The following is a 17893-nucleotide window of genomic DNA, read 5'->3' on the forward strand; positions in this document are numbered from 1 at the left end:
ACTCCCAAGCAGTCCGTCACGCAGTCCGTCCCCCTGACAAAAACATAGCATTCGGGTCAGGAGGCGGATTGGCAATAAATGGGTAGCCGGGAGTAACTACGATGGTCAGTTGAGCCGAGGCGCTGCGGGATTAGATTGTCGATCAATCCGTGAGACCGAGCCATCGAGCACGCCATGCCGCACGCCAAGCTGCGTAATTTCCTCCGTCTTGACAACCGTCGCGGTCAACCAGGCCATTGCGTCAGGTGGGGCCTGGTGGCTGTTGGCCTGACGATTTCCGCGCAGGCGAAAGCCGAATATCGAGTGAGCGTCGGAGATGTTCTGGAGGTCGCGGTAGCCGGCGTGCCGGAGCTGCGGCAGCGCGCGCCCGTCCAAGTCGATGGCAATATCTCTTTGCCGCTGGTCGGGATGGTCCCGGTCGCCGGCCTGCCGTTGCAAGAGATTCGGGCCAAGGTCGGGGCCGCAATGACGAGCAAGGTCTTTCGACAGAGGACCGTGGACGGCCGCGAGGTCGTGGTCGTGATAGATGCAGATCAGGTCACGGCGATCGTTGCGGAGTACAGGCCTGTTTACGTCAACGGGGACGTGTCGAAGCCGGGGGAGTATCCTTATCGTCCGGCGAGCACCGCGCGCCAGCTCATCGCCATGGCGGGTGGCTACGACATCATGCATATCAGAATGAACAACCCGTATCTCGAGTCAGCCGACCTGAGAAGCGAGTATGGATCGCTCTGGACAGAACTCGCCAAGGAACAGGCGCGGATGTGGCGCATCAAGAGCGAGCTCGGGGAGGGGACGCAGATCAATCCAAGCGCGTCTCTTGCCGACCTGCCGATAGCCCGGTCGGCGGTTTCGGAAATCGTCAATGCGGAAGCCGAATATCTGAAGACGAAGCAGAGCGACTATCAGCAGGAAAAGGCGTACTTGCAGCGCAGCGTTCGGCAGGGAGACGACGAGGTCCGCGTGCTATCGGAGCAGCAAAAGAAAGATGAAGAGGGACTTCAGTCCGACGTCGAGGACCTTCAGAAGGCGACCGACCTGTTCGGCAAGGGATCGTTGATCAGCCCTCGCGTGACGGATGCGCGTCGCGCGGTTCTGCTGTCGGCGACCCGGAGGTTGCAGACTTCTGCGCAATTGCTCCAGGTCAAGAAATTGCAGGACGAGTACGCCAGACGGTTGGCAAAGCTCGACGATCAGCGGAAGCTTGATCTGTTCCGTGAGCTGCAAGAGACCAGCTTAAAGCTCAATCAGATTCGCGAGAAACTGCAAAGCGTCGGTGAGAAGCTTCAATACACTTCGATGGTTCGATCGCAGCTCGCACGGGGAGCCGGCAGTAAGCCCGATATTGCTATTATTAGAAAGAGCGAGAAAGGACCGGAACGGATTGTCGTGAACGAGGATGCCGAGTTGCAGCCCGGTGACACCATCGAGGTCTCGCTGCGATATCAGGATGGTCCCGACGCGGCACCCCGAAAGCTGAGCAGTTCAAACGTTCCGGTCGTGATAGGCCGGACCGACGTGACCGCGGCAGACTCGCGGCGTGACAGCAGGTGACAAAGCCGGAAGCGGCAGAGTGATCGGGATTGGCACGTCGAGAAGACACGAGCAGCCACGGAGTTTGATGCCGCTTGTCCGTATATTTTTAGCCTATGCGACGGTGTCGCCGCTTAGGCATAGGCATAAGGTAATTCCGCTTGATCTGAACCTTGAATATTTTGTGACTTTTGCCGTTCTCGATCCGCTGTTCCGCTTCGCTGCGATCTGAACTTACAGAAGGGGCAACCTCCTTGTGCGGCTTCGTTGGCATCTTTGGATTTAAAGAATCGCTCGAGACGGCGCGCAGCCGGGCACTCGAGATGGCCAAGACGGTCAGGCACCGCGGGCCAGACTGGAGCGGCATTTATTCCAGCGACGGCGCAGTGCTCGCGCACGAGCGCCTTTCCATCGTCGACGTGGAGCACGGCGCTCAACCCCTTCTCGACGTGACCGCGGGTCGCGCTTTGGCCGTGAACGGAGAGATCTACAATCATGTCGGTTTGCGCGAGGCGCTGAAGCTGCCGCACGCATGGAAAACGAAGTCCGACTGCGAAATCATCCTGTATCTCTACGACGAGTACGGCCCTGCCGTGTGCAATATGCTGAGTGGAATCTTTGCATTTGCCCTCTTCGATGAGCGCAGTGGCGATTTCTTCGTCGCCCGAGACCACATCGGCATTGTTCCGCTTTACATCGGATGGGGCAGCGACGGCACGACTTACGTCGCGAGCGAAATGAAAGCCCTCGATGGCGTATGCGAGACGATCCGGGAGTTTCCTCCGGGGCATCACTACAGCGCCAAAGCCGGAAAGTTCGTCAAGTGGTATGATCCACAGTGGGCACATGCTCTTCCAACCAGGAAGGTGTCCCTGCAGGAGCTCCGATCTTCGCTCGAAGCTGCGGTCAAGCAGCAGATGATGTGCGATGTGCCTTACGGGGTGCTTATTTCCGGCGGGCTCGACTCGTCGCTTATCGCGGCGCTCGCGGCGCGCCACCGCTTCAAGCGGATCGAGTCGGGAGAAACCGAAGAGGCATGGTGGCCGAGGCTGCACTCGTTCTCGGTCGGCCTCGAAAACTCACCTGACATGAAGCATGCGCGAGACGTGGCAGCTCACATCGGCACGGTCCATCACGAGATTGTTTTTACCGTGCAGGAAGGATTGGACGCATTGCCGGACGTGATCCGGCACCTGGAGACCTTTGACGTCACCACCATTCGTGCCGGCACGCCGATGTATCTCATGGCGCGCAAAATCAAATCAATGGGCATCAAAATGGTGTTGTCCGGAGAAGGCGCTGACGAGGTATTCGGCGGCTATCTCTACTTCCACATGGCGCCGTCAGCAGAAGAATTCCACGACGAGACTGTCCGAAAGATCTTTGCGCTCAGCAAGTATGATTGCTGTCGCGCGAACAAGGCAATGGCGGCGTGGGGGGTCGAAGCCCGTGTGCCTTTCCTGGACAAGGAATTTCTGGACTACGCAATGTCGATAAACCCCGCCGAGAAGATGTGCCCTGGCGAGAAAATCGAGAAGGGCATATTGCGGGAAGCATTTACCGACCTGCTGCCGCAAGCGATCTTGTGGCGTCAAAAGGAGCAGTTTTCCGACGGGGTAGGATATGGCTGGATTGAAAGCTTGAAGCATCATGCCGAGAACAAAGTCTCGGATCAGATGCTCACAGAGGCGAGCAAGCGCTTTCCGCGGCAAACGCCGACGTCCAAGGAAGGCTATTTCTACCGGACGATCTTTGACAGCATTTTCAACAACCCGACAGCCTGCCTGACTGTGCCCGTCGGTCCTTCGATCGCATGCTCCACGCCGACCGCGTTTCTTTGGTCTCAGCAATTTGCGAGCATGAATGACCCATCCGGAAGGGCCGTGAAGGGGATCCACGTTCAGGCCATCGATCATGTTGAAAACCTCGGCAGTCCGAAGGCTGCATCGAGCGGACGGGTTGCAGCGGCGGAGTGAAATCCTCCTTCAAGCGAATCTCGGATTCCACACAGTGTCTGCCGGTGTTCGGCGGCAATGACGCCTACCGTTGTGGGTGAATCCGGCGCGCCGTATGCTGCGTCGGCCGCCGGGATCGGCCCGGATACTGGTTCCATCCGAGCCCGCCGCCCGAAGGGCCGGCACCCCGCCTTCCTGCAGCTGACGCCAGAGCGACGCCTCAACGCCGCGTCAGGATCATGACATCGATGCGACCACCTCAAGCATCACTTCGGTCGCGCCGCCGGCGATCGAAAGGACGCGGGCGTCACGCGCGACGCGCTCGATCGCGCTCTCGCGCATGACGCCCATGGCGCCGTGGAACTGCACGCAATCATACGCGACCTCGTTGACGAGTTCGCCGCAGATGGCCTTCAACATCGAGATCTCGCGCAGGCAATCGTCATCGGCCGCCATGCGCCAAGCGGTGGCATAGAGAAACCCGCGGCTTGCCTCCACTTTCGCAGAAAGCATCGCGAGCCGCTGACGGATCGCCTGCATGTCCCAAAGGACGCCCCCGAATGCCCGGCGGGTTTTCACGTAGGTGAGGGTCATGTCGATCGCTGCCTCGGCCATCCCTATCGCCATGGCGGCGAGGACAAGGCGTTCGTTCTGCAAGTTGCGCATGATTGAGTAGAAGCCTTGTCCCTCCGCGCCGAGCACGTTGTCGGCGGGGATGCGGCAGCCGTCGAAGACAAGTTCCGCCGTGTCGGAGGAGCGCCAGCCGAGCTTGTCCAGCTCGCGCGCGACGCTGAAGCCTGGCGTTCCCTTCTCGACGAGGAACATCGTGATCCCGTTGCTTCCGGCCGAGGGATCAGTCTTGGCCGCGACGCAGTAGAGATCCGCGTGGACGCCGTTTGTGATATAGAGCTTGGTGCCGTCGAGCACGTAGGAGTCGCCGTCCCGGACCGCGCGCGTGCGGATGGCTTTCACGTCCGAGCCCGCATCCGGCTCCGTGATCGCGATCGCGGTGATCACCTCGCCGCTGATAATGCCCGGCATCCAGCGCGCCCGCTGGGCTTTGGTCCCGTCGTGAAAGACGTACGAGGAAGCCATGTCGGCATGGACGAGCATCGCGTCGGCGGCGCCGCCATAGGTCGAGCGCCCGAGCTCCTCGGCGAAGACCGTTGACGCGACAGAGTCCATTTCGGCGCCACCATACTCAGCCGGGTAGCGGATGCCGAAGAAGCCGAGTTCGCCCATGCGGCGCAGGATCGAACGGGGAATGAACCCGTTCTCTTCCCAGTGATCCGCGCAGGGCTTGATTTCCTCCTTGACGAACCGGCGGACCTGGTCCCGCAAGAGCTCATACTCCGCCGCCATCCAGGGCAGCTCCGGCTCTCGTGCCGCCTTCCAAGCTTTGTCCATCATCTTCATCCGATCTGCTACGAGCCTGACTCAAAGGCTCCTGTCCCGCCCAAGACCAGGCGGAGACCTTCCGGCTAGAGTTCGACCTCCTCTCTCGGTCCCTCCGAGAGGGAAGGGGCATTGGAATCGGCCACCCAGCGCATTCCGTCGATGACTTCCGCCAGTTCGGCCAGTGTCGGCCGCTCAAAGAGGTTGCGAAGCTGCACGTCGACGCCGAAGATCTTTCGCATGCGCGACACCGCCCGCACCACCAGGAGCGACTCCCCGCCCAGCTCGAAGAAGTTGTCGTGGCGTCCGATCGACTCGAGCTTCAGGAGTTGACACCATAGAGCGGCCAGCGCCTTCTCGGTCTCTGTCGAGGGGGCGGCGAAGACCTGCGCCGGCTGGATGTTTTCCGCCGTCGGCTCGGGAAGCGATGAGCGGTCGATCTTGCCGTTGGGCGTGAGCGGCATCCGCTCGAGGCGAACGTAGTGCGTCGGAATCATGGACTCCAGCAGTTCTTCGGCGAGGTGCGCGCGCAGGTCCGCCACGGTCAGGGGTTTCGACGCAACATAGTAGGCCACAAGTCGTGCGATGCCGTCTTCGGGCGTCGACGGTTCGCCATGGCCGATTTGGGCCGTTTTTTGTGTCGCTCCTTTCGTCATCGAGGTGGCGACGGCGCATTCGTGAACGTCCGGGTGCTTGAGAAGCCGTGCTTCGATCTCGCCGAGCTCGATACGGGTGCCGCCGACCTTCACCTGATGATCGGCGCGGCCGAGAAATTCCAGGCGTCCTTCCGAGTTCCAGCGGGCGAGATCGCCCGTTTTATAGAGCCGCAGCTTCGAGCGCCCATCTCGGGGATCGGCGACCGTGCGGAAGCGCTCGTCGGTCAGATCGGGGCGATTGAAATAGCCTCTCGCGAGACCGTCGCCGGCAATGAACATCTCACCGATGATTCCGGGGCCGGTGGGCTGATATTCTTTGCTGAGGACGTAGATTCCCGCATTCGCGGCCGGAACGCCGATCGGCACCGATGCGGATTGATCCCGGTCGGTATCGAAGCGGTGAATCATGCAGCCCACCGTGGCTTCGGTTGGTCCATACTCGTTGTAGATCTCGATAGGATGGGGAATAGCGTTGGTGATATCGCGCGCCAGCGCGGCCTTGAAGTCCTCACCGCCCACGATGAATTTGCGCAGTCTTGTGGTCTCTAGATTGCGGTCGCGGATCATCGCGAGATGCGCCGGCGTCAGCTTGATGATATCCACTGCATTGTCGTCGATCACCTTCAGCACGACCATGCTCTGCACTCCGGGATCGCCAAGATAGACCGCGATGCGGCCGCCGGTGATGAGTGGCGTAAAGAGCGTTGTGACGGTCAGGTCAAATGCGAGAGATGAGAAAAGGGGCCATGCGAGGCTTTCGTCGGAACTGTACACCTGGGCGGCCCACCAGATGTAGTTCACCAGGCTTCGGTGCTCGATCTCGACGCCCTTGGGAGTGCCGGTCGAGCCGGAGGTGAAGATGATATAGGCGGCGCCGTCCGGCGTGGCAGCGGACGGTCGAGCCGAGGCCGGCTGATTCGAGATCGAATCGAGATCGGCGTCGAGTACGAGAATGTCGGCAAGGTTCGGGGGAATGCCGGAACGCAGGCGCGACTGGGTGATCGCCACGGGCGCCCGCCCGTTGGTCCCGTTGGAAATGTCCTGCAGGATTGTTGCGATACGCCCCTTCGGCGTTGCCGCATCGACCGGCACATAGGCTGCGCCGGACTTCAGCACGCCCAGGATCGCAACGACGACTTCAATGGAATGCTCCATGAAGACAACAGCGATCCGACCCGGGCCCACGCCGGTCGAGCTCAAATACGCGGCCATCTGGTTGGAGCGTTCGTCGAGCTGCCGGTAGGTCAGCGTTGCATCGCCAAAGCGGATCGCTTCAGCGTCGGGACTACGCGTCGTCTGGTCGCGGAAGAGATCGATGATCGTCCTGTCCGACGGATAGCGTGCCGCCGTGGCGTTGTAATCGACAACCAGCGCCTGATGATCGGAATCCTTCAGCAGGGGAAGCGCTACGCCCTCCGGCGCGATAGGTAGGACTTCGTTCATGAAATACGCTCCCGTCGGGAAAACTAAAAACGAAAATCACGTCAATCGTTCTGCTTTTGGGTTGCCTCGCGATAGAGGTTCGCAATGGCAGGTGCGTCAGGTTCCATCAGCATCGAGGCTTCGTTGCAGTCATCGGGCCCGAAGTAAAATTCGGCATGCGGCACTACTTGTAGCCATCGGTGTGGCGCGGCGCCCGATCGCAGCCAGGCTTTGTTGGGAAGGATGATGCAAACCCGACCGGAATACGGAGTGGGAGTGTAGCGCTGAAAGGCCGCGATCGCCGTGGATTTGAGCAGAGCCCTGCTCGCCAATACCGGGTCTGTCGCGACAGGCTCATTGCTCTTGCCGACGAGGGGTACGAGGGCGCGGACGTGCTCGCGCAGGCGACTGCCGAAATATCGGAGACGGGCGCCGAATGTCGGCAGCTTCGCTGTCTCATGCAGGAACGATTCCGCCTTGCCCCTGGCAATGAAATACAGCCGGCGCGGCCATTCCCCATAGGTGGTGGGGTGAAGCGGGCCAAACAGCGCAACGCATGAGACCTCGGACTCGCGCTGTCCCAGGATTCTCGCCAGTTCAAAAGCTGTTGGAGCGCCCGAGCAATAGCCGACGATGATGTACGGACCGGTCGGCTGATATTCGACGATCTGGCGGGCGAAGTACTCGGCGATATCTTCGACGCGATCCATCGGCTCGCTCTGCCCATCGAAGCCAGGCGGTTGGAGGGCGTAGAACGGTTGATCGACGCCCAAGTGCTTCGAGAGGTCCAGGAATGAGGACGGTGCCCCGACATGACCGGGGACTGCGTAAATGGGTATGCGTGTGCCGCGAGACTGCAACGGAACGATTGCAGACGGTTGCTTGGCCGCGGCTGTGGCCATGTTCAGAAACGCGATGATCTCGCCCTTCCGCCCCTGCAACTGATCGCGAAGCTCCGCCGTCAGCGCGCCGGCCGGGGCGTTGCAGCGCAGCCGGTCGCCATCCACCCAGACCTTGATGTCCTTGACCGCGAGGTCTGCGAGCAGCTCCGAGAACTGCATCACGTGCGCTGACATCGGGCTTTTCATCGATGAAGCTGACATTTCCTGTTCCGTGCGCCATTGCGGTGACTTCGACTCCGGATGACAGTTCATTTCCGGACGACCACGCTCCCAACATATCCAGGTTGCGGTACGAAGCTTCGGACAGCCCAATCCCTTTCATCCCAGGAAATCGGCTGTCCCAAGCCACACCCCAGCGCCTTGGAGACAGCCTCCAGCCGGGTCCAACGCTGGAGGAAGCCTTCCAGCCGGTCTTCCGGATCGAGGGCGGCGTAGGACTCGTATTCGGAGGTGGAAAGGCAGAGCGCTGCGATCTCGTCCGCTTCGGGCACAGGGAGGATTGCCTCGATGTCCACGCCGACCTCTTGCCTGATCGAGAGGGCGATGACCGCTACTTCTCCAGATCGCGAGACGCTGAAGCGCACGTCGCGGGCGGGCATGCGGCGGGAGAGGTGGGGTTTGCCCAGCCGTCCATATTCCAGCTCGATCTCTGAAGGCGAAATTCTCAGTCTGGAAGCGAGGACCTGGCGCAGCTGCCCGCGGCTAACAATGAAGCGGCGGCGATCGCGCTCCAATCTCAATCCCGCGGCGCGCCGATGTTCTTCCTCGTTGAGGCAAGCGCTTAGCTCCCGGATGACGTCCTGCTCCACATGGAGCATGAATGCCAGGACCTCCAGACCATCATGCTCGAGAACCGGCGTGATGACCCCGGGTCTCAGCTCAACTGCTTTGTCCAAAAAGCTCAAAGGGGCGGTGCCGGCTCCGCGAGCCCCACGTTCAAGTTTGCGATAGCCTCGCCCGTCAAAGGAACGACTATTCTCCCACTCGCTCTGTTCACAGGCACCTGTGCGAAAAGCCATCACAACTTGCTTTCTATTAGCCTCGATCCGGATTGCCGCCGGTAGGTTGCGAACGGTATTGCGATGGGCATTCGAGCGGACTGCTGATTGAAATTTTAATCGCGCACCGCCATGGCTCAATGGACCATCGTAATTACCCATTTTTTGCCAGTTCCCATCCGGTGCCCCGGATCGCACGGCTTGAGTTGGGTGACGCGGTGGCAAAGCGCCGCGTCCTTCCGCCAAAAGCGCAAGCCGGGGAATATTCCTAGGGGAATTGGACCGCTGGGCTGTCAATGGATGCAGTCCAGGCGTAAGCGCCTGCCCCGGCCGGCAGTCAAAAAGGGGAGTAGCACCGACATGGCCACATCGCCGACCTGGACGTTGGTTCTTGCCAAAGAGCCCAAACCGATCGACTAGGAGCCAGCCCCGAATACGGAATACAGAGCCGCGGTCTTTTTTGGAAGAATCGTGGCAATGGTTCGTAGCATCCGCTTGGCACTGCGGAGCTTGGCCTCGATGTGGCGCTCTGGACTGTCTCTGCCGACAGCGATCCACGTCATGGCCTGCTCCCTGTTGGCCAGATGTGACTTGTGCCCGCCGCCACCGGCCAGGAAGTCGTAGCCGCTTTCCCCGCGTGCTATGCTGTCCTCAATAGCCAGCACATGGCTGACGAGCCCGGGCTTGAGCCGGCTATCGCTCTCATAGAGAAAGCCGCTCTGGTAGTTCAGGACACGGCCGTCGTGCACGAAATTGTACACGACCCCAATTGTCTCGTTCCCAACCAACGTCCGTGAGATGCGAACGGCCCCCGTGGGGACTCCGCGCGCAATCAGCTCCTCGTGAAACGGACGGAAGCCGGGATTGGCGAAGGCTCCCCTGCGTCCCCATCGCGACCGATGAAAGTCGCTCAGCAATTCGAACGCGGCGAGGGCCTCCGTCGTCGTTTCCATGATCCGGAGTTCAACGGGGCCGCGTTCGGCATACAACCGCATGGCGCGGTTCACGGCCTGGCGCGTGCTGCGGCCCAATGTGGCGCGATAATCCCCCCCGCGCTGGCGGACCGGGGCAAAATCGACCCACAATGCCGCATCAGCCTTTTTCACCTCGGTCACGAGCCCGGCCCGGCCTGCGGCGCGACTGGCCGTCGCCTCAAGGTCCGGATCAATTCCGGAGAGCACCAACTGATCCGAGCGGTGCAAGCGGGACGTCAACGCATTGAGACCTGCCGATATGATGGCATCGGATTGCTCTGCAAGAATACCGTTGTACTCGATGAACAATCGGTCGAAGCGAGTATCTCCCGTTTCATTGAGCAGCCAGCGCGTCCGCGCATGCGGCCCGAGACTCCACGCCCTCCGCCGGCAAATAATTGCCAGGCCAACGATCTTGCCTGATGACCGGGCCACGAGGACGTGTGGTCGCGCGCCATCCGGGATATGCCGTAGCCAAGTGCCGATCCAGAGCCAGGACAGGAAGAACGAGTGAGTCACTCGCGCTTCGAGCTCCTTCCATGAGGTCTCAAGCCACGCAATGCTTTCCAGGGCATCCAGGCTGACATCGGTGACCGTCTCAGGCATGCTTTCCCGTTCCAACGCCGGAGGGCTGAATGCGCGACGTGACGGGAATACCGAAGGATCGAGCTGCAATGTTCGCGCAAGATCCGATGATGGATGGCTCGTCACGCGCGGATATCCCTCTGGCAGACACGTCCTGGTGGGGCGTCTCTGACCGTTGTCTCGGCGGAGGCCGATCACGGCAACTATATCCGGAATTCGATCGAGGTGCGGACCCTTTCTGATTACCCACGGTAGCTGCTTGTGCCAGCGCAGCAACTGTGCCGAGGTGAAGCTGTGATCGGCCGGGTTCGAGGCGGGTGCGGCGCGCTCCGGCCTTCGGCGTCCGACGGCCGCGATCCTCCGCCCGCTCATCGGGGCGTGTCATGGCTGAGGTCCGATTTCTCACGTGGCGCTCGATCCAGAGGCGAGTTTTTCAAATCTCCGCCGCAGGTGATCCACGAGCAGTTCCGCACCGATCAACAGGCAGCCAGGATGTCCGCCAGGCACCTGTATCAATTCCAGTTGAGAGCTGAGATGCCGCCACGCTCGGCCATCGTGGTCGGCCGCGTAAAAGGCCACCGGGATCTCGAGCGGCGCCGGACAATACCGCGCCATTGCGATTGAATGAGCGTCCCACAACGCCGTTGGGATTTCGACCTTGGCGGTCGCAGGCTGTTCGTTCGCCGGAAGCTTCAGGTATCGCTCCAGTCTCACCATTTGCTCGAAGGTCCAACGCAAGAGATAAGGCGAAACCAGCGGCTTCAGCAGCCCCAGGATCGCCCGTGGCATTGGACGGGCACTGACGGTCGGCGGGTCCACCATCGTAACCAAATCAATCGTGTGGCCGGCAGCCATCAGCTGGCGGGCCACTTCGAACGCCACCATGGCGCCATTGCACTTGCCGCCCAGAAGAAAGGGACCGCTCGCTTGCCTTGCCAGGATGAGCGGCAGGCGGTCGGCGGCCATCGCCTCGATCGAGACCGGAATCGGCTCGCCATGAAGACCGTGGGGATTGATCGAGATGATCGGATAATCCGGCCCCAGAAGCTCTACCACCCGCCGCACACTCGCGTGGCCGCTGACAAGGTCGCCGTTGAAAAAGTACAGCGGAGACCGCGTACCGGGCGCATGCGGCTGGAAGAACGGCGTCGTCCACGTGTCCGTCGGTGCGGAAACCCTTGCGGCAAATTGCCGGACGGTTTCTGCCCCGAACATGATGGTTTCCGGCACGGGATAGCCGACGAGCCGCTCGACCTCGATCAGCATCTCCATCGAGAGAAGGGAGTCTCCGCCGCAGGCAAAGAAATCATCGTCAACGGTCACGGCCTCGTTCTTGAGCAGCCTGCGCCAGAGGGTCAGCAACTCGGCTTCCAAATTCAACGGCCCGTTCGCGACGGGCGCCGGCATCGTCGCCTGGTGCCCCCGTGGCCGGTCGACCAGCTCGCGCAGACGTCGCCGCTGAACCTTTCCCGTCACCCCCTTCGGCAGATGGTCGAGCGTCAGAATGCGTCTCGGAATCTTGAACGAGGCCAGCTCGCGTTGCAGGAACAGGCGAAGCTCCGCAGCGCTCGCCTGCGCGCCGCGATGAGGGACGATGGCGACTGCGACGTCCTCGCCCAGGCGCGGATGCGAGATCGCGAAGGCTGCAGCTTCGGCGATCGCCGAATGTCGCAATAGCGCGGCTTCGATCTCGGCGGGAGAAACCTTCTCACCACCGCGATTGATCAGCTCGCTCAGGCGGCCGTGCAGCGAAAGGAAGCCGTCTTCGTCGAGGCTGCCGATATCGCCGGTGCGAAACCAACCCTTCGTGAAAGCGGCTTGATTGAGTTCCGGCGCATCGAGATAGCCCGACGTCACGGTCGGTCCACGAATCAAGATCTCTCCGCGCTCGCCGGCTGCCAGGGGATGTCCATCCTCACCAACGATGGCCACGGTATCGGGCCAGGGTCTTCCGCAGGTGCCCGGCCTGTTCGGACCGGGCGGCAGTTGGTTGGCGGCGATCTGGGCCGCCTCGCTGGAGCCGTAATGCTCGAGCACCGGCACGCCGAGAGCGTGTTGCAGGCCGTCCTGCACGGCCCTCGCGAGCGGCGCGCCGCCCGACATCGCGAACCGCAGGGTGTGCGCCGGCTGTGCATTCTCGAGGCTTTGTGCCTTGTCCAGCACCGTGGTGTGAAGCGTCGGGCCTGCCGAGTACCAGGTCGGCCGCAAGACATCGAACCACTCATCGAGTGCGACGACGGCACTGTTCGCCGGGATCGCAATGCTGCCTCCGGTCAGCAACGGCGTGAAGACCGTCACTTTGAGTCCATGGGAATAGTAGGGGGGCGACACGCTCAGGCATCGGTCCCGGGACGTGAGGCCGAACCAGGCCTGAAGGCGTTCGGCCGCCGCCAGCATATTGTCATGGCTGAACGGAATGAGCTTCGGCTGCGCGGTCGTGCCCGACGTCTGCAGAATGAAGGCGGGGGAGCGCGGATCCGGCTCGGCGTCGATGGCAGGGGAGCCGGCAACTTGCACGGCGATCTCGAGCCCAAGCTGGCCCTGTCCGACCGGAGCGGCTTCTATGATGGCAAGCGTTCTGCGGGCTGCGGCCTGGCGAGCTTCAGGGGCACTGCCCTGCAGCACAACGAGGGCGCTCAAGTTCAGCATGTCGAGACGCTGCTCGATTTCAGGCTGTGAGAGGCGTGGGTCGAGGGGCACCGCGACGGTACAGCAGGCGACTGCCACGATGGCGAGAACCGCCTCCGGGCCGCTCGGCATCAAGACCCCGATCCGGGTATTGCAATCGAAGCCGGCCAGGCGCAGCCGCCGGCGGATTGCGTTCAACTGGCGTTCAAGACCGTTGTATGTCAGAGGCTCGAAAGCGCTCGAGACGATCGCCGGCTGGTTCGGAAATCGACTGGCAGTTCGACCGATGACCTGGCCTATCGTGAGTCGGGCTTCCGACTCCCCACGGTCGCGCGCGCAGACGCTCTCGGAACACATGGTGGCGGCAGGCGTCTCGTTGTCCAGAAGCATTCCGTCCTACCTTGAACAACGTAAGTCGGCTCGCACAACCATAACGCGCCGCTCCCGAAGATGCCTTGCTGTACAGCAAGTGATGGCAGCAATTAGGGATTAGCCAATAGTCGGTGCGTCATCCTGCCATCCTGCCGATCGCGACCATTGGTGAGTGGTGGCGTAACCAGGCAGCGGCGCGACTTGAGCTTGCCGATGAGAGCAGTCGTCTGGCTTGCGCGGGATTGAGCAGGCCTCGAACAAGAGAGAAATTCTCAAAGACGCAGATGGCTCTCGCCGACTACGCGCCGCGATAGCCATTCGGGTTCTTCATCTGAAAATGCCAATGGTCGGCACACATCTGCGTCAGCGATCGCGTTGATGTCCAGCCCAACAGGTTCTTCGCGAGAGTTGGATCGGCATAGCAGATTGCGACGTCACCGACCCTGCGTTGGTCGATCACATGCGGAATTGGTCGGCCACTCACTTCCTTGAATGTCCGGATCACGTCCATGACGCTACTGCCGCTTCCTGTTCCGAGATTGACCGTCAGAAGGCCGGGCTGTCTCAGTTGGCGCAGCGCGCTCAGATGTCCGGATGCAAGATCGACAACGTGAATGTAGTCACGGATCCCGGTGCCATCAGGCGTATCATAGTCGTTTCCCCAAACATGCACCGTCGGACGTCGTCCGATCGCCACTTGTGCCACGATCGGCAGCAGATTGTTCGGCACATCCAGGGGATCTTCTCCGATCAGTCCGCTTTCGTGGGCGCCAACCGGATTGAAGTAGCGCAAGATGGCAATCCGCCAATCCTTGTCGGACCGATGAAGATCCCTCAGGATTTCTTCGATGAAGTATTTTGTGCGGCCGTACGGATTGATCGGTGCGACAGGATGCTTCTCGTCCAGCGGCAGGTACGCGGGTGTCCCGTAAACGGTTGCGGATGAACTGAAGACCAGCGTCTTGACGGATGCTCGCGTCATGGCCGACACGAGCCGCATCGTTCCCACGACGTTGTTGTCGTAATAGGTGATGGGTTGAGCGCTGGACTCGCCTACCGCCTTGAGGCCGGCGAGATGAATGACCGCCGTCACGTCGTGGGCGCGCAGGATCTGGTAGATCGCCTCTTCATTGCGGATATCGGCATGCCGGAAAATGACCGATCGCCCGCAGATGGCACGTATCCGTTCGAGGGAGGCGCTGTTGCTGTTGGAAAGATTGTCCACCGCGACGACGTCGAGCCCGGCGTCGAGTAGCGCGACAGCGATGTGGGATCCGATATAGCCGGCACCGCCGGTCAACAAGATCATTTCCGCTTCCGTTTCGCGTCTGCGTGGTCAATGCTCGCCGCGCGCGGGAAATCATCCCGCGCGGTGATGCCGATGCGCCAGACCGGACGAGTCTCGGCTATTTCCGCAGTCGGATCGCTCCGTCGACCTTTGAGCTCATGTCCTTGCGGGTATGGCCGTTGGCGAGGGAGACTTCGAAGTAGTTCTCCGCATGGTCGATCGCGCCAAGTGGTGCCGGCCGGCCCGCTCTCGCAATCTTGGGAATTTCCCGGCCAGGTGGGAGGAGCCGCTCGGTCACGTCAACGATCTGATGCGCCGAACTGCTGTTTCTCGACCAAGCCGCAGATCGATGGTTCAATCCCCAGATTGCTGCCTGCGTTCTGTTTTGAACCCGGATCTTGCGAAGGATCGCCTTGATGTGAACCTTCACCGTGGCTTCGGCAATCTTGATCTTGCGCGCAATGCACTTGTTGGAATCGCCTTCAATCAGGCACTGCACAATTGAAACTTCGCGCGGCGATAGTTGCTGAGCCAGCGTGTCATCTGCCGTTGCGACGGCATGATCGTCATCGTTGGGTACAGGAGCATCGTCCACCTCGCGTTTCTCGGTCTCGAGAGCGGACTCCAAGAATGCCGGCGGGAATACCGTCCCACCCATCATGACGAGTTCGATGGACTTGATGAACGCGTCGCAGTTCATCACGTCGATGAAATATCCGGTGGCGCCGGCTCGGAATGCGGCAACCAGATCATTCAGATGAAAGTGATCCGCTACAACTGCGACACGTGCATCCGCGTGACGGCGCTTGAACGAGTCGATTTGCTCGACTGTCGGGCGAAAATCATCGCCACTATGAACTATGAGGAACAATGCCGGACTGGCGGGGGCTTTCTGAAGCGCCTCGTCGCTGGGCCAATCATCGGCGTCGTATATCGAGGTTAGGACGAAATTCTCCGAATTTAGAATTCTTGCAAGGCCTTCTTTGCGAAGACTATTTTCACCAACCAGTGCAATGGCAAAAGGATATCGTCGTCTCATGGAAACTCTCCCGGACGCTACAATGATACAAGCGGTTGAAGGGTTGAACCCGGTTCATTTTTGGTGGCCCGCCCAGCTGAAAAGAACGACGTAAAAACAAGCTTCCTCAGATTCGGTCGATAGAACAAACCTGGGACGAAAAGCGCTTAACCCACTCTCAAAATATTTAAGAATGTTAGATGCTAATCCCCAATATCCCTATATACCGTTGGTTATAGGCATTTGGGGCCGCCAAACTGACGAGGGTGGTCTCTCGGTCCTGGTCGACAGGTACGCGCTGAGGGTGTGTTGGATCGTCGCCGCGATTACGCGTTGTGGAATCATGTTTGTCGGCGCGCTCCAGGCGGTAGATTCACGGGACCAAGCGACAACAAAACCTTACTGAAATGTCTCATATTGGAGTAACTTATTAATGACATGGGCGCCGATCTGAACTGAGGGGGACTGAGGGTTGATCGGAAATGCATTTCAGTCGTGTAGTCATTGCCAGTAGATATCCAGTCGTTTTATTGGGTCTGAACTGCTTGCTCGAAGCAGAGCGTGATTTCAAAGTTGTTGCTCGCTGCAATGATATTGCGAGCTGCTTCAAGGCAATACAGAGCCTCGCGCCCGACATCGCCATTTTGGACATGTCGATGCCTGACATTTCTGGGCAGGCCATGCTCGAGGTCGCAAACTCCGGGGCGCTTGGTGTGCGGCTCGTGTTTCTTGCCGCCTCGGTTGAGGATCGCGATCTCGCCATGCTCGCAGCAGCGGGAGCTTGCGGTGTTCTTCTGAGCGAGGAGGAGCCCGAAACGCTCTTGCAGACGTTGCGGCAAGTCGCCGACGGCCAGAAGACATTGCCTCCGCCCTCGTACGAAGAAGCCATCCCTTATGCGCAAACGACGATCCCGGAGAAATATCTTGCGGTGCTGACGGACCGCGAGCGTCAGATCATGCGTTTGGTGTCGGAGGGCTTGTCGAACAAGGAGATTGGCCGCCGTCTGAAGGTGGCCGACGGTACCATCAAGGTTCATCTGCACCACATCTTCCGCAAGCTCGAGATCAGTAACAGGACCGTCCTTGCTACGCTTGCCGTCTCATATTCCGGGCCGACCGGGTCTCCATCCGTCGAATAGCGGCGACGGACCGGCGTTTTTCATCGAGCTTCATGCGCGATGATCATCCCCGCTAGGCCAACGGGCTGTCTGTCCGCCTGGAGATTACGGAAAACGAGCGTCTCAAGGCAGTTGCGATGAAAACGCCTGCACAACAGCCGGCGCCTTTGACGAACATGTCCTTTACGTATCCATGTCTGTCGGGGAGCAGTCTTTGGATGAGTTCGAAGCCGACGACTATAGCGAGAAGGACGAGCAGGATTGGCAGCACGTGCTTCGGATAGGCGAGCGAAAAGGCGACCCCGACAATGAACAGAGCTGCAAAACGATCGATGTTCGCCGATATCAACGTGTGCGGACGGAATGCCAGCGGTGTATCGGTGACGATGAAGAGGCCTAGGATCAAACCCCAGGCCAAGCATCGGAATACGGTTTGCGTCATCCCTTGTGGTTCAGCAAGAGCGCAGTAACCTGGTTTCATCATTCGCATTCGCAACTACTCTTCAGGCGTGGCCGTTTTAAAGATGGATCGTCGTTGCACGATGGGGTCAAGCTCAACTGCCGATCACCATGGCGGGCTAGGTTTTGCCAAGCCACTGGCCAATGTCTCTGGATCCGATGACTCGTTTGGGCCGGTACGGGTTGATCGTTCCAGCTGAAAGTCTCTCGATGCGCTGGTCCTCCGCCAGTTTCCTTGTGAACTGCTTCGCATCCTGTTCGGATACGAATGTCGCAGTCCTTCGTGCGTGCCTGTCGGGCGGAGCATCGCGTTGATCAATGAAGGAGACGTACCAGATGTGCCTTGCTGTCATGCGGGACCTCCGAGGTCAGGTCTAGGCGCGAATACAAATTCGAGACACCAGGCGGTGATATCTGAAAGCTGATCGGCAGAAAGCTTCTTCTCCATTGTGGAGTCGTGATTGGTTTCTGCGAGCCAAAGCAAGCCGGCGATTGGTCCGTCCACAATGGACGGGAATTGCAGCTTTCGCTCAGCGTGTCTCCGGGGCTTTCAGAGTACTCCTCCTGGACATCAAGCTTGCACGCTTCGC

General features: G+C 60.2%; 12 protein-coding genes. 3 read left to right on the plus strand and 9 right to left on the minus strand.

Annotated features, from left to right (window positions below; genetic code table 11):
* Positions 1-174: 174 nt before the first annotated feature.
* Both ACVIYL_RS11025 and asnB read left to right on the plus strand, forming a co-directional pair.
* The gene (locus ACVIYL_RS11025) at positions 175-1554 is read left to right on the plus strand and encodes a polysaccharide biosynthesis/export family protein (protein WP_057021167.1); all 1380 of its coding nucleotides are present in this window, start codon (positions 175-177) and stop codon (positions 1552-1554) included.
* Positions 1555-1787: 233 nt separating this feature from the next.
* Positions 1788-3509, plus strand: coding sequence for an asparagine synthase B (asnB, locus tag ACVIYL_RS11030; protein WP_456778525.1), 1722 nt, complete (start codon positions 1788-1790; stop codon positions 3507-3509).
* 216 nt (positions 3510-3725) lie between these two features.
* Here asnB and ACVIYL_RS11035 read toward each other — a convergent pair whose 3' ends face one another.
* The 8 genes from ACVIYL_RS11035 to ACVIYL_RS11070 form a co-directional block, all read right to left on the minus strand.
* Positions 3726-4904, minus strand: a complete 1179-nt coding sequence (locus tag ACVIYL_RS11035; protein ID WP_456778526.1) for an acyl-CoA dehydrogenase family protein — start codon at positions 4902-4904, stop codon at positions 3726-3728.
* A 65-nt stretch (positions 4905-4969) separates the two neighbouring features.
* On the minus strand, positions 4970-6982 hold the full coding sequence (locus ACVIYL_RS11040; RefSeq protein ID WP_456778527.1) for a non-ribosomal peptide synthetase: 2013 nt from the start codon (positions 6980-6982) through the stop codon (positions 4970-4972).
* Positions 6983-7023: 41 nt separating this feature from the next.
* On the minus strand, positions 7024-8064 hold the full coding sequence (locus ACVIYL_RS11045) for a thioesterase domain-containing protein (protein ID WP_456778528.1): 1041 nt from the start codon (positions 8062-8064) through the stop codon (positions 7024-7026).
* Between the two features lie 47 nt (positions 8065-8111).
* Positions 8112-9023: a 4'-phosphopantetheinyl transferase family protein gene (locus tag ACVIYL_RS11050; RefSeq protein WP_456778529.1), complete on the minus strand. Its 912-nt coding sequence runs from the start codon at positions 9021-9023 to the stop codon at positions 8112-8114.
* 254 nt (positions 9024-9277) lie between these two features.
* The gene (locus ACVIYL_RS11055) at positions 9278-10441 is read right to left on the minus strand and encodes a GNAT family N-acetyltransferase (RefSeq protein WP_456778530.1); all 1164 of its coding nucleotides are present in this window, start codon (positions 10439-10441) and stop codon (positions 9278-9280) included.
* Positions 10442-10822: 381 nt separating this feature from the next.
* The gene (locus tag ACVIYL_RS11060) at positions 10823-13438 is read right to left on the minus strand and encodes an AMP-binding protein (protein WP_456778531.1); all 2616 of its coding nucleotides are present in this window, start codon (positions 13436-13438) and stop codon (positions 10823-10825) included.
* A gap of 280 nt (positions 13439-13718) precedes the next feature.
* The gene (gene galE / locus ACVIYL_RS11065; RefSeq protein WP_456778532.1) at positions 13719-14729 is read right to left on the minus strand and encodes a UDP-glucose 4-epimerase GalE; all 1011 of its coding nucleotides are present in this window, start codon (positions 14727-14729) and stop codon (positions 13719-13721) included.
* Positions 14730-14826: 97 nt separating this feature from the next.
* Positions 14827-15747, minus strand: a complete 921-nt coding sequence (locus ACVIYL_RS11070) for a response regulator transcription factor (RefSeq protein WP_310881728.1) — start codon at positions 15745-15747, stop codon at positions 14827-14829.
* A gap of 461 nt (positions 15748-16208) precedes the next feature.
* Here ACVIYL_RS11070 and ACVIYL_RS11075 point away from each other — a divergent pair, with 461 nt between their 5' ends.
* Positions 16209-16865 carry a LuxR C-terminal-related transcriptional regulator gene (locus tag ACVIYL_RS11075; protein ID WP_225162391.1) on the plus strand — a complete coding sequence of 219 codons (657 nt, stop codon included), beginning with the start codon at positions 16209-16211 and terminating at the stop codon, positions 16863-16865.
* A 52-nt stretch (positions 16866-16917) separates the two neighbouring features.
* Here the strand turns inward: ACVIYL_RS11075 and ACVIYL_RS11080 are convergent, their stop codons facing one another.
* Entirely contained in the window at positions 16918-17334 is a 417-nt protein-coding gene (locus tag ACVIYL_RS11080) for a hypothetical protein (protein ID WP_456778533.1), read from the minus strand.
* Positions 17335-17893: the final 559 nt, after the last annotated feature.

This window comes from Bradyrhizobium sp. USDA 3315 (genome assembly GCF_054056795.1).

Bases quoted from the DNA above. Each gene is read 5' to 3' on its own strand.
- ACVIYL_RS11025 (WP_057021167.1), top strand. From the start codon at position 175: ATGCCGCACGCCAAGCTGCGTAATTTCCTCCGTCTTGACAACCGTCGC.
- ACVIYL_RS11035 (WP_456778526.1), bottom strand. From the start codon at position 4,904: ATGAAGATGATGGACAAAGCTTGGAAGGCGGCACGAGAGCCGGAGCTG.
- ACVIYL_RS11040 (WP_456778527.1), bottom strand. From the start codon at position 6,982: ATGAACGAAGTCCTACCTATCGCGCCGGAGGGCGTAGCGCTTCCCCTG.
- ACVIYL_RS11045 (WP_456778528.1), bottom strand. From the start codon at position 8,064: ATGTCAGCTTCATCGATGAAAAGCCCGATGTCAGCGCACGTGATGCAG.
- ACVIYL_RS11050 (WP_456778529.1), bottom strand. From the start codon at position 9,023: ATGGGTAATTACGATGGTCCATTGAGCCATGGCGGTGCGCGATTAAAA.
- ACVIYL_RS11055 (WP_456778530.1), bottom strand. From the start codon at position 10,441: ATGCCTGAGACGGTCACCGATGTCAGCCTGGATGCCCTGGAAAGCATT.
- ACVIYL_RS11060 (WP_456778531.1), bottom strand. From the start codon at position 13,438: ATGCTTCTGGACAACGAGACGCCTGCCGCCACCATGTGTTCCGAGAGC.
- galE (WP_456778532.1), bottom strand. From the start codon at position 14,729: ATGATCTTGTTGACCGGCGGTGCCGGCTATATCGGATCCCACATCGCT.
- ACVIYL_RS11070 (WP_310881728.1), bottom strand. From the start codon at position 15,747: ATGAGACGACGATATCCTTTTGCCATTGCACTGGTTGGTGAAAATAGT.
- ACVIYL_RS11075 (WP_225162391.1), top strand. From the start codon at position 16,209: ATGCATTTCAGTCGTGTAGTCATTGCCAGTAGATATCCAGTCGTTTTA.
- ACVIYL_RS11080 (WP_456778533.1), bottom strand. From the start codon at position 17,334: ATGCGAATGATGAAACCAGGTTACTGCGCTCTTGCTGAACCACAAGGG.